Origin of the sequence: Vibrio sp. S12_S33, from assembly GCF_963889785.1 — a bacterium.
GTDB lineage: Bacteria > Pseudomonadota > Gammaproteobacteria > Enterobacterales > Vibrionaceae > Vibrio > Vibrio aestuarianus.
This window is the reverse complement of sequence record NZ_CAWPQZ010000012.1, coordinates 23,922-35,972: the sequence shown is the minus strand read 5'-3', so window position 1 is coordinate 35,972 and position 12,051 is coordinate 23,922. Positions and strand designations below refer to the sequence as shown.

Genomic DNA, 12,051 nt, shown 5'->3' with positions numbered 1-12,051 from the left:
GTTTACTAGGTTTTCATCTTGTCCTCACGTTTCTAAATGGTAACATCTTCTTTAACAGACCAACGAAAGGATCAGCAATGAAAGTCATTAGTTTTAACATCAATGGGTTGAGAGCTCGCTTGCATCAGCTACAAGCTATCATCGATAAACATCAACCTGATGTCATTGGTCTTCAAGAGATCAAAGTTCATGATGAAGCCTTTCCAATTGAAGACGTCGAAGCGATGGGCTACCACGTTTATTTTTATGGTCAGAAGGCGCACTATGGTGTTGCTATGTTATGCAAAAAGCAGCCAATTTCTGTTCAAAAAGGTTTTCCTACCGATAACGAAGACCATCAAAAACGAATGATCATCGCGACATTTGAAGATAATTCAGGTGAAAAAGTAACGATATTAAACGGCTATTTCCCACAAGGCGACAATATTGCCCATGAAACCAAATACCCATACAAGCGCCAGTTTTACCAAGACTTAATGGGTTATTTAACGGAATATCACTCTCCAAGTGAGCAAATCATTGTCATGGGCGATATTAATATCAGCCCTATTGATTTAGACATAGGTATTGGTGAACCAAACCGTAAGCGTTGGTTGAAAACTGGCAAATGTTCTTTTCAACCGGAAGAGCGCGAATGGTTAAAAACACTTAAAGACTGGGGGTTGATTGATACCTTCCGTCAATTGCACCCAGAAACTAACGACCAATTCTCATGGTTTGATTACCGTTCTCGAGGTTTTGATGATAATAGAGGTCTGCGTATCGATGTGATTCTTGCCACCTTGAGCTTAGCAGCCAAATGCCAAGAGTCCGACATTGATTATGAGCTAAGGGGCATTGAAAAACCGTCTGACCACGCCCCTATCTGGTCTACTTTTTCCTAAATCACCATCAGAAAGAGCGCTCGAAGCGCTCTTTTTCATTCATTAAACCTTAATTAACTGAGCGGTCTTAAATATGCCAAAAAGCGTTTTTCTGCCTGCTTGAAACAAAACAAAATAATAAACGTAAGGCCCATATAAAACAGCCCCGCCGTAAGAAATGATTCAAAAGGCGCGTAGTAGCGCGAATTGACCAAACGTGCAGCACCAGTCAAATCCATAATGGTCACAATACCTGCTACCGCAGAACCATGTAGCATGAATACCACTTCATTACTGTAGGCAGGTAAAGCACGGCGCAGTGCACTAGGTAAAATGATTCGACGGTACGTTTTCCATGTGCTCATGCCATATGCTTTTGCCGCTTCCACTTCACCTTTAGGTAAACCGTTAATCGCACCGCGGATAATTTCTGCGGTATAAGCTGATGTATTTAATATAAATGCCACCAGTGCACAGAACCATGCATTTTCCCACAGGGTATCCTTCACTGGGAAGAACTGATCCATGCCGTAATAGATGAGATAAAGCTGAACCAATAAAGGTGTTCCACGGAAAAAGTAGGTATAAGCCCAAGCAGGCATACTAATAAAGTAATTATGGCTGTTTCTAGCCACGGCTAGTGGTATGGCTACACTCAAACCAATAATCAATGACAATGCTACCAGCCAAACCGTTGTCCACAACCCACTAAAATAGATAGGCAGACTTTGAGTAATAAGGGAAAAGTCCATATTTACCTCGTGTGAATGCTGAACTTACGTTCAACCAGTTTGAGTAGGCCGGTTGATACACTGGTAAAGAAAAGGAATATCACTGAGACAGCCATATAAAAAGTGAACGGCATTTTCGTCGAACCAGCGGCTAATGAACTGACCCGGACCATGTCTTCCAATCCAATGATGGAAACAAGCGCCGTCGTTTTTAGCAGAACTAACCAGTTGTTACCAAACCCTGGCAAGGCGTGGCGGACCATTTGAGGTAGCAAAATGCGTCTAAATGCCAAAATAGAACTCATACCATACGCTTTAGCTGCTTCTAACTCGCCTTTATCAACCGCCATAATTGCACCGCGGAAGGTTTCAGCCATATAGGCACCGAAAATAAAACCGATTGTCAGTATCCCTGCGACGAACGGGCTGACATCAATGTAGTCTGGTAGGTAAGAAGTCCATTCATGGCTTGGGTCGCTTGCCATAAACCAATTGTTTAACCACTCGTTAATTGAATAAAGACTATTATTCAACAGAATTTGACCACCAAAGAAAATAAGCATCATCAATACGAGGTCGGGGATACCACGAATAATCGTCGTATACAGAGTCGCGATCGCCCTTGCCCAACGATATGGTGCAAGCTTTGCCAACGCTCCGAGCATGCCAAGTATCACTGCCAATATCAAAGATAGAACGGCCACTTCTATGGTTAATACCGCCCCTTTAAATATCGAGCCTTCATATCCTTGTAAATCCAACATAATTCGTTCCTAGTCCCTGAGGAATCTAGCTGCTGGGTACTTCTGGAACTAGGCGCCAGCAGCTAGGAATTGGTGAAGAAAAAGCTATCGCTTATTCACCATAAACATCATAGTTAAAGTATTTAGCTGCAATTGTGCTGTAAACGCCTTTGTCACGTAAAGATTGGATTGCCGCATCAAGTTTTTTGGTCAATTCTTTGTCTTGTTTACGAACCGCAATACCCATTCCATCACCAAACCACTTAGCGTCAGTGAGTGATGGGCCAACAAATTCATACGCCTCGCCACCCGCTTTATTGATCACGCCTTCTTCTAATGCAGAAGCATCACCCAATACAGCTGCAATACGGCCGTTAGCTAGGTCAAGGTAGGCTTCATCAAATGAACCATAACGAACAATTTCAACCGCATCACCGTAGTTATCTGTTAGATATTTATCGTGTGTAGTTGCACGTTGCACACCAATTTTAACGCCTTTTAAACCTTCTTTAGAAAAGTCGAGGTTTGCACCTTTCTTCGCAATAAACTTGTTAGGGATTTGCGCGTATTTACCAGTAAAATCGACCTTTTTCTTACGATCTTCAGTAATGGACATTGCCGCAATGATAGCGTCGTATTTACGAGCAAGCAGTGACGGAATAATCCCATCCCAATCTTGTGGCACAATCTTACATTCGACTTGCATCTCTTGACATAAGGCATTAGCCATATCCACATCAAACCCTTTCAAAGAGCCGTCTGCTTCTGTCCAACTAAATGGAGGATAAGCACCCTCGATACCAAAGCGAACCGTTTTCCATTCTTTCGCTTGAGCCATACCCGTCATTGCGCTAGCAGCAACAGCTGCAACTAATAACCACTTTTTCATTTCCATACTCCTGTGATTGAAATGTTACTTTTTTGATAATGTTGTGTTGCTTTAATTAATTGTGGCGGTAAAAGTAACAGCCACAAAAGTGACCATACTAGCTAATAGATTGAAGAAATAAATTGCTTGAGTCTTTCAGACTCAGGAGCCGTGAACAATTTCGCTGGGTTGCCCTGTTCTTCAACTCGTCCTTGATGTAGGAACATCACATGGTTGGAGACATCACGTGCAAAAGCCATTTCATGCGTAACAACCAACATAGTACGACCTTCTTCTGCCAAGTCTCTCATAACCCCTAATACCTCACCAACCAGTTCAGGATCTAAGGCTGATGTTGGTTCGTCAAACAGCATAACTTCTGGCTCAACAGCAAGTGCTCTTGCAATTGCCGCACGTTGCTGCTGACCACCTGATAAGTGTCCTGGATAATAGTCTTTGCGCTCATACAAACCTACTTTTTTGAGTAGTAACTCTGCATTTTCTAAAGCTTGAGCTTTAGGCACACCAAGGACATGAACAGGTGCTTCAATGACATTTTCTAAAACTGTCATATGAGACCAAAGGTTGAATCCTTGAAAAACCATCGCTAATCGAGAACGAATTCGCTGTACTTGCTTTTCATTAGCTGGAGAAGATTCTCCTTGACGATTTTTCTTCATCTGAATGAGTTCACCATCCACCCAAATCTCTCCAGACGTTGGTGTCTCGAGTAAGTTGATGCATCGGAGAAAGGTACTCTTACCGGAACCTGAAGAACCAATTATCGAAATAACATCGCCTTTATGAGCTTCTAGTGATATGCCTTTAAGTACTTCGTTTTGCCCAAAAGTTTTGTGCAGTTCTTTAATATTCAGCGCGGGTACATCATTCATGCGCTTAACTCCCTGTATTTTCCACTGCTAGAGTATTCCAACTCTTGTTTTCGATACAAACTAGCATTCACACCAGAAACATGCAACAAATTATTAACCTGCAAACAAGGGATATTTAGTTATATTATGTGACTATATATTCATATTTTAGCCAATACTTCTTCATATGGCGCATATAAATGACACAGCAAAGAGTTAACGGGCAATGTGTTTCATTAACAATTCCGTAAAGAAAAGCATTCTCTCTATCTATAAAGTATACATACAGACACATAAAGTTTTGTTACAGAATTCCATGACTATTAATTTATACAACATCACAATCTGAAAAAATCTTTCATGGTTTTTTGTGCTAAGCGCCCGTTTTTATTGGGTTGACGTAGTTTTCTTTCACAATTATTCGTAAAGTGATCAAGATCAATCACGCTGTAGATTAAGCACGTTAAACTCGCCAACAAAGATAAGGCCATAAAAATGACCAAATTTCTTTTTTAGTTGATACTGTTCAAGCACGTACAAAATGTGCAGCATATTCAATTAAAGCGTTACCGCAACGTGCGAATTACTAGCGATTCATTACGAATTACTAACTTTTTAAAATATGAGGAATCTATGTCAGACGCAGTGAAAAATACTCACTCTGATTCGGATATCGAGAGCAAAAGCTATCGTGAGCTACACCGACCAGCATCTGAGTTTGCAAGCCGTTCAGATTATTTAGATCATGAACTACAAATCATGAAACCACGCCGCTTTGGTCTAAACCTTCCTGGTCGTGATTTCCGTTTTGAACTCGAAGATCTTGTTCCTGCGCTTGCAGGTACTATCGGCATTATCGCGATGTACTCAGCAGTAATGATGTCTTGGGCTCAAGGTCTAACCGAGGCATGGGACCACGTAAACCTTGGCAAAGAGTTTGCTATTGAAGTCGCTCGTGTGGAAATGCTTATTCCAGCACTCCTTTTCTGTATCATTTCTTCTGGTTTCTTAAATCCACGCGCAAACCTTGCCGGTAACCACGGCCCAATGATCCCACTCATCGGTACGATTGCATTGGCGGGTGCTCACCCACTTGCTCTAGCAATTTTGATCGGTGTTTTCGGCTTGATTTTGAGCTTTTTGAAAGGGGGTTCAAAACTGGTCAACCTTACCTCGGAAGGTACGGCGGGTGGCTTACTTATATTCCTTGGTTTAACTGGTACCATGAGCCAAATTAGTTCTATCCAAGATTGGGCTACAGGTCTGCAATCTGCGGATGTCGCTGCTGGCAGTATGGGTTACGTTGGTCTTATCGTTCTCGGTATTACCGTTGGTATTTACGCATACCTAGCAAAAGTTAACAAACGTTGGTTAGCGATTCCTGTTTGTGCGTTTACTGGTTTGGCTATCGCTTTAGTACTTGGCGCAGGCTTCGATATCAAATTTGAAACTCAAATGGGCCTACCAAATCTAAATCCTGCGTACTGGTGGGGTTCAACCTCTGAAGGTTGGATGCTAGGTTTACCAAACCTTGAACACTTCATTGCTTCTCTTCCTTTTGCGATTTTAGCCGTAGCAATGTGGTCACCAGATTTCTTAGGTCACCGTATTTTCCAAGAACTTAACTACCCGAAAAAGACTGAAAAAGTATTAATGGACGTTGATGACACAATGACTATGTGTTCTGTACGTCAAATGGTTGGTACTGCAGTTGGTGGTGGTAACATCACTTCTTCTTGGGGTACTTACATGATCCCTGCTGCGATTGCTAAACGCCCTATCCCAGCAGGAGCGATTTTACTCGGTTCACTGTGTATCATTGTCGCAGTACTTGGGTTCCCTATGGATGTTGCGGTATGGCCACCAGTAATGCGTGTTGCTCTTTTAGTAGGTGTATCTCTACCGCTTCTAGAAGCCGGTATGCAAATGGTTCGTGACACAAAAGATTCACAGGCGGCTGGTATCTGTATCTTTGCTTCTATCGTCACCAACCCAGTGCTTGCTTGGGCGTTAACAATGTTCCTAGATAACAACGGCCTTATCGGTGATAAAGAGCGTGCGTCTCGACTATCGTTTGCCGATAAAATTATCATCCCTGTCGGGGTGTTTATCATCTGCTTGGTTGCTATGCTTGCTGTCGGTATGTTAGAAAGTCAATATGGTCTGAAAGCTTGGCTATAATAAACTAATACTGATTTGGGTAGTGTCAAAAGCACTACCCAAACTTTATTTTAATTTTTTAAGTTTTATTGATTTAGTTTAAGTTTTGCAAAAAAATTTTAGTTTACTATTGTAAACAAGTTACGAAATCACAATATCTATATTCAGATGATTGAATAGTATGTATATAGATATTGTTATTAATAAGTGTACTGCTCCCTTCGGGGATAACTGGCTCAACAGTGAAGACAGTATGTGTTTTTTCTACTAAAAAGGTAGGTATGTCATGGCAGAGCAATTTGCTAAAGCTTGGGAAGGTTTTGCTGCAGGTGAGTGGCAAAATGAAGTTAACGTTCGTGATTTCATTCAAAAGAACTATACGCCGTATGAAGGCGATGAATCTTTCCTAGTTTCTGAAGGTACTGAAGCAACTAACAAGCTTTGGGCTAAAGTAATGGAAGGTATTAAAATTGAGAACTCAACTCACGCTCCTGTTGATTTCGACACTTCTGTTATCTCTACCATCACTGCTCACGATGCAGGCTACATCGAAAAAGATCTTGAAACTATCGTCGGTCTACAAACTGAAAAACCACTTAAGCGCGCTATCATCCCTAATGGTGGTATCCGCATGGTTGAAGGTTCTTGTAAAGCATACGATCGCGAACTTGATCCAATGGTTTCAAAAATCTATACAGAATACCGCAAAACACACAATGCTGGTGTTTTCGATATCTACACTCCTGATATCCTAGCATGTCGTAAGTCTGGTGTTCTAACTGGTCTTCCAGATGCATACGGTCGTGGTCGTATCATCGGTGACTACCGTCGCGTTGCGCTATACGGTATCGACCGTCTAATGAAAGATAAACTAGCTCAATTTACTTCTCTTCAAGAGAAATTTGAGAATGGTGAAGATCTTCAAATGACCATGCAACTTCGTGAAGAAATTGCAGAGCAACACCGTGCGCTTGGCCAAATCAAAAAAATGGCTGCTAAATATGGTTTTGATATTTCTGAGCCAGCACAAACTGCACAAGAAGCTATTCAGTGGACTTACTTCGGCTACCTAGCAGCAGTTAAGTCTCAAAATGGTGCTGCAATGTCTCTAGGTCGTACTTCAACTTTCCTAGATATCTACATCGAGCGCGATATTGCTGCAGGCAAAATTACTGAAGCACAAGCTCAAGAAATGATCGACCACTTCGTAATGAAGCTACGTATGGTTCGTTTCCTACGTACTCCTGAATATGATGAACTATTCTCTGGTGACCCAATCTGGGCAACAGAATCTATGGGTGGTATGGGTCTTGACGGTCGTACGCTTGTTACGCGTTCTAACTTCCGTTTCCTAAACAGCCTATACACTATGGGTCCTTCTCCAGAGCCAAACATCACTGTTCTTTGGTCTGAGCAACTACCTGACGGCTTCAAACGTTTCTGTGCAAAAGTATCTATCGATACTTCTTCTATCCAGTACGAAAACGACGATCTAATGCGCCCAGACATGAACTCTGATGACTACGCAATTGCTTGTTGTGTATCGCCAATGGTTGTTGGTAAGCAAATGCAGTTCTTCGGTGCTCGTGCTAACCTTGCTAAAACTATGCTTTACACCATCAATGGCGGTATTGATGAGAAGCTTAAAATCCAAGTTGGTCCTAAGATGGACAAGATTGCTGGCGAATATCTTGACTACAACGAATTGTGGGACAAGATGGACCACTTCATGGACTGGTTGGCAAAACAATACGTGACTGCACTAAACAGCATTCACTTTATGCACGACAAATACAGCTACGAAGCTTCACTAATGGCTCTACATGACCGCGATGTTATTCGTACTATGGCATGTGGTATTGCGGGTCTATCTGTTGCAGCTGACTCACTTTCAGCAATTAAATACGCAAAAGTTAAACCAATTCGTGATGAAGACGGTCTAGCCATCGATTTTGAAATCGAAGGCGATTACCCTAAATTTGGTAACAACGATCCTCGCGTTGATGACATCGCTTGTGAACTTGTTAGCGTATTTATGGGCAAAATCCGTAAACTGAATACATACCGTAATGCAATCCCAACGCAATCTATCCTTACTATCACTTCAAACGTGGTATACGGTAAGAAAACAGGTAACACTCCTGATGGTCGCCGCGCTGGTACTCCATTTGCACCGGGTGCAAACCCAATGCACGGTCGTGATGAAAAAGGTGCTGTAGCATCATTGACTTCAGTAGCGAAACTACCGTTTGCTGATGCTCAAGATGGTATCTCTTACACCTTCTCTATCGTTCCAAATGCGCTGGGCAAAGAAGAAAGCAGCCAACGTGCTAACCTTGCAGGTCTAATGGATGGTTACTTCCACCATGAAGCTGGCATTGAAGGTGGTCAACACCTAAATGTGAACGTTCTTAACCGCGAAACTCTAGAAGACGCTGTTAAGCACCCAGAGAAGTACCCTCAGCTAACTATCCGTGTATCAGGTTACGCTGTTCGCTTTAACTCGCTAACTGCTGAGCAACAAGCCGACGTAATCGCACGTACTTTCACTGAATCTCTATAATTCAGCTGATTAAATAGCTAGATAGTTTAAACCCCACTCATTGAGTGGGGTTTTTATTTATAACGACCAACCAATGGCACAATTCAACCTATTTTATATAAATGTAACCTTCTGCACATTTATGCCTCTTCTATCCTAGGTTTATCCACTTAATTCGTTCTTTTTCCTGTAGTATTTAGCTTAATCTCCATTCGACAGTATTTGTATGAAGTTATTTTACATATTACCTTTAGCTTTGCTGAGTGCTTCAGCTTTCGCGTCGCAAAACTCTACACTCTCTCTAAACATAGATAACGACGGTGTATTTGGCGTCGATCGCGACTACACCAATGGCTTATTTTTAACCTATACCTCTGGATCCATTACACCTTATTGGTGGGCAAAGCCGCTCAGCCTATCTGCATGGGGCGCCTCTTCTCTGGATAAGTGGGAAATCAGCATCGCTAACAAAATGTGGACACCTTCAGATATCACTCTCGAAAAACCAGAACCGAATGAACGCCCCTATGCTGGTTTTCTTTATGCTGAATTCAATTACATCAGTCTGCATCCTCAACAAGCATCTCGGTTTAATCTCACCCTCGGTACAACAGGCGAGTCTTCTCTTTCCGAAAAGGCTCAGAAAATAGTTCATGGGATCACTAAATCCGATGATCCTAATGGCTGGGCATATCAAGTCGAAGATCAAGTCGCTGGCAGTGTTGGATACCTTTCGCATTTCAAACTGGCACGCTATCGCAGCTACTTCGGCACGGAACTGGAGTTTTCAAATGTTTCAGAAGCCAATGTTGGTAATTTTCGCAGTGATGTATCCACTGGTTTTATGATGCGTTGGGGGGCAGACCTTGCTAACAATTTTGGTAGTGCACAAATTAATGCAGAAAACCCTTTTTATTCAGGGATGATAGGCGCTTCAAATTCTGGATGGTTTTTGTTTGCAGGACTCGAAGGCCGATACCGTTTTAATGATGTGACTATTGAAGGGGATAGACCTCTAAATGGCCTAGAATATGACCCACAGTACTACCAAGTCAATGTAGAGCATGTCCAGGCAACAGCAGTCGCGGGCGCTGCATGGTACATAAAACACTTTGGTGCCAGTTTGTCTTTTACTGCAAATACCTCTGAATACGAAGAAGACAAAAATTCCATCCACGGTGTGGGCAGCCTTTCATTTTTTGCCTTCTTCTGATCGGTTAGATTGTAAACCTCTGGCAGTCTGCATTTAAGCTGCTAGAGCGTTTATCAACAATTTGACTCGTTGCTCTGAGCTGCTCATTATTTTCCTCAAGTGATTTCATCGCGCTAGATATTTGAGTCATACTATCGGCCATGGAATGACTCGTCGTGGCCAGTTCGCGAATAGAAGCAAAGATTGCTTCTGTTTGGTGAGCCGCGTCATCCGCTTTTTGGGTGATTTGTGAAATAGCCTGTATCGCGGCATTGCCTTTCTCTTGACCACTCAACATAGATTGCTCTGATTGGCTGATATAGTTGATCACTTCTGAACTTTCTTTTTTCATTGTTTCAATCGTATCTGAAATTTCAGCAACTGCGTCAACCGTTCTTACCGCTAAACTTCTCACTTCATCAGCCACTACGGCAAAACCACGGCCTTGTTCACCAGCTCTTGCTGCTTCGATAGCAGCGTTAAGTGCCAACAAATTGGTTTGCTCAGCAATTCCATTAATAATATCCGTCACCGAATCAACTTTAGCAGAAGCTTCTTCTAATTGATGAATATGTCCTGCGGCTGCACTCAAAATTTGCCCTACATCTTTTAACGAATTAATAGCGGCAGAAATAACCTGCCCCCCTTCTTCTGCCGTTTGCATCGACGATTTACTAATATCAGCAACAAACTCTAATGAGTTCGAGACTTCCTGGGTAGTCACACTCACTTCTTCTGTGGCAGACGCCAATAGCTGAGTTTGCTCTATTACATCTGATTGATTATTGGCTAAGTTATCTAAGCCCATGTTGAGCTCAGCAGCGTTATCCGATAGCGCATCACTGTTTTGCTGAACACCGCTAACTAATTGCCCAAGATTCTCGCAACTTTGATTAATGGCTATCGCCAGTTGATTAAATTCATCCTTAGAGTTTGTTGTAACCAGCATCCGTTGCGACAAATCACCTTGAGAAATGCTTTTCAATACTTGAATGGTTTGAGTTAATGAACGAGTCAATGAAAGATTCAACGTGACAAAAATAGAGATAGTCAAAACAGCCAAAACTGCGCAAGCCCCCAGCACCGACCACTGGGTTTGGGCTGCCGATTTACGAGCCGATTGCTGATATTGAAGACTTAATGAGGCTAATTTAGTTGATATATCTTGGATGACCTTTTTCGCTTGGTTTTCGCTCAAGATAAGATTACCTTCCATCACCCCAACCTGTTGAGAAAGCTGACTAACACGTAAAAAAGTATCTTTGAACTGGTCTAATTCTTGTTCGTAAAGATCAAGCATGGCATATGAGTTCGAGACATTTTTGAACCCAGCCATGGAGCGATTGAATAACTTTAAATTCTGCTCATTAGGCTGTAGTAGGTAGTTTTGTTGTGCTTTGACCATCACCTGAAAATCAGAGTTAATAGTCACCATGCCGGTTTCTTCGATTTTTTTCTCAATAGTCGCTGCTAAACGCTTCAACTCACCGAGCTTACCCTCGTCGACATTAAATCCTAGCTCAGACTTCAACTCTAACCAAGGACGTAAAGCGGCATCAAATTGAGTTACCGCTCCCTTTAACAAGGTGCCTTCTTGGCGTAATTTTGATAACTCTAGAAAACGGGCATTACTCTCCACATCTTTCAGTAGTTGATTCAGTTTTTCGAGCGCAGATGAGACTTGATTACCATTCAAATCGTTAAGCTCAGAAGCAAGAGATAGCAAACTAGCTTGAGTGCTGTAGATTTTTAGAGAACCCGATGCTATCTCACTACTACGTTGATTCTGCTCATTCATAGCAGACAAGCTTTGCGAAGTATAAAATCCGAGCGAAAGAAATCCGATGCATAATATAACGATAAATAACGTTATTTTTTGTTTTTGAGAAAAATTAAGCGTACCCATAAGGCATTCCTTACTAACAGCGCGGCGTTAAATTCAACCATAAGGTCTATTAAAGTTATTGTTATAAAAATATTATTCATAACAATTCTATAACAGAATGCAGAGTTAGGAGCGATGTTTTTCAACTATAGAACTATTTTCAAGTCCACATTTCTCGCTGGCTCTATTTAATCC

9 protein-coding genes are annotated in these 12,051 nt (G+C 41.9%); 4 read left to right on the top strand and 5 right to left on the bottom strand.

What is annotated here, in order from left to right; translation table 11 throughout:
- The first annotated feature begins 77 nt into the window (after positions 1-77).
- A complete protein-coding gene (gene xthA, locus AACW06_RS07830) occupies positions 78-884 on the top strand; it encodes an exodeoxyribonuclease III (protein WP_192074646.1) in 807 nt (268 codons plus the stop codon).
- A gap of 53 nt (positions 885-937) precedes the next feature.
- Here the strand turns inward: xthA and AACW06_RS07825 are convergent, their stop codons facing one another.
- The 4 genes from AACW06_RS07825 to AACW06_RS07810 all read right to left on the bottom strand — a co-directional run bounded on the left by AACW06_RS07825 (position 938) and on the right by AACW06_RS07810 (position 4,098).
- Positions 938-1,615, bottom strand: coding sequence for an ABC transporter permease (locus AACW06_RS07825; protein ID WP_053310073.1), 678 nt, complete (start codon positions 1,613-1,615; stop codon positions 938-940).
- A 2-nt stretch (positions 1,616-1,617) separates the two neighbouring features.
- On the bottom strand, positions 1,618-2,358 hold the full coding sequence (locus AACW06_RS07820; protein WP_192074645.1) for an ABC transporter permease: 741 nt from the start codon (positions 2,356-2,358) through the stop codon (positions 1,618-1,620).
- Between the two features lie 91 nt (positions 2,359-2,449).
- Positions 2,450-3,226 carry an ABC transporter substrate-binding protein gene (locus tag AACW06_RS07815; RefSeq protein ID WP_192074644.1) on the bottom strand — a complete coding sequence of 259 codons (777 nt, stop codon included), beginning with the start codon at positions 3,224-3,226 and terminating at the stop codon, positions 2,450-2,452.
- A 101-nt stretch (positions 3,227-3,327) separates the two neighbouring features.
- Entirely contained in the window at positions 3,328-4,098 is a 771-nt protein-coding gene (locus AACW06_RS07810) for an ABC transporter ATP-binding protein (RefSeq protein WP_053310076.1), read from the bottom strand.
- Positions 4,099-4,710: 612 nt separating this feature from the next.
- On the opposite strand from AACW06_RS07810, the gene AACW06_RS07805 reads away from it, so the two are divergent.
- From AACW06_RS07805 to AACW06_RS07795, 3 genes are all read left to right on the top strand, one after another.
- Positions 4,711-6,258, top strand: a complete 1,548-nt coding sequence (locus tag AACW06_RS07805; protein ID WP_192074643.1) for a DUF3360 family protein — start codon at positions 4,711-4,713, stop codon at positions 6,256-6,258.
- Between the two features lie 265 nt (positions 6,259-6,523).
- The gene (gene pflB, locus AACW06_RS07800) at positions 6,524-8,800 is read left to right on the top strand and encodes a formate C-acetyltransferase (protein ID WP_168522647.1); all 2,277 of its coding nucleotides are present in this window, start codon (positions 6,524-6,526) and stop codon (positions 8,798-8,800) included.
- Between the two features lie 205 nt (positions 8,801-9,005).
- Positions 9,006-9,992, top strand: a complete 987-nt coding sequence (locus AACW06_RS07795) for a lipid A deacylase LpxR family protein (protein WP_192074642.1) — start codon at positions 9,006-9,008, stop codon at positions 9,990-9,992.
- Positions 9,993-9,996: 4 nt separating this feature from the next.
- On the opposite strand, the gene AACW06_RS07790 is transcribed toward AACW06_RS07795, so the two are convergent.
- A complete protein-coding gene (locus AACW06_RS07790; protein ID WP_192074641.1) occupies positions 9,997-11,877 on the bottom strand; it encodes a methyl-accepting chemotaxis protein in 1,881 nt (626 codons plus the stop codon).
- Positions 11,878-12,051 lie beyond the last annotated feature (174 nt).